At 61.4% G+C, this 485-nt stretch carries 1 protein-coding gene; it reads right to left on the bottom strand.

Features of this window, described 5'->3' with window-relative positions:
• Nucleotides 1-485 (bottom strand): IS256 family transposase (locus tag AC1DMK_RS31140; protein WP_477864056.1); only part of this gene is annotated, 485 nt, incomplete at both ends.

The raw sequence follows: 485 nt of genomic DNA, 5'->3' as shown, positions 1-485 counted from the left end.
CGGCGCTTGATTTCGCCGTTGAGACGCTCGATTGGGTTCGTCGAATGCAGCTTTGCCCGGTGTTCTTTCGGAAAGGTCATATAGGCGAGTACGTCCTCTTCAGCATCGTCCATGATGGTGGCGAGCTTCGGCACTTTCGGTCTGATCTGGTCGGCGACACTGCGCCATTGAGCGCTTGCTGCCTCCGGCGTCTCCTGGGCGAAGGCTGTGGCGATGAAGGCGGATACAACCCGCCTCCCGCTCTTTCCGGCATGCGCCAGCACGTTCCTCATGAAGTGAACGCGGCACCGCTGCCATGTCGCATTGAGGACCTTGGAAACGGCAGCTTTGATGCCCTCATGCGCATCGGAGACGACGAGCTTCACACCACGCAATCCGCGGCGTGTCAGCCTGCGCAGGAAGTCCGTCCAGATCGGCTCAGCTTCGGACGTGCCGACTTCCATACCCAGAACCTCACGCCGCCCGTCGCTGTTGACGCCGACGGC

It is taken from the genome of Rhizobium sp. 05L419 (assembly GCF_056397845.1).
Note: the sequence above shows the minus strand (reverse complement) of the source record. Positions and strands in the feature narration are given on the sequence as shown.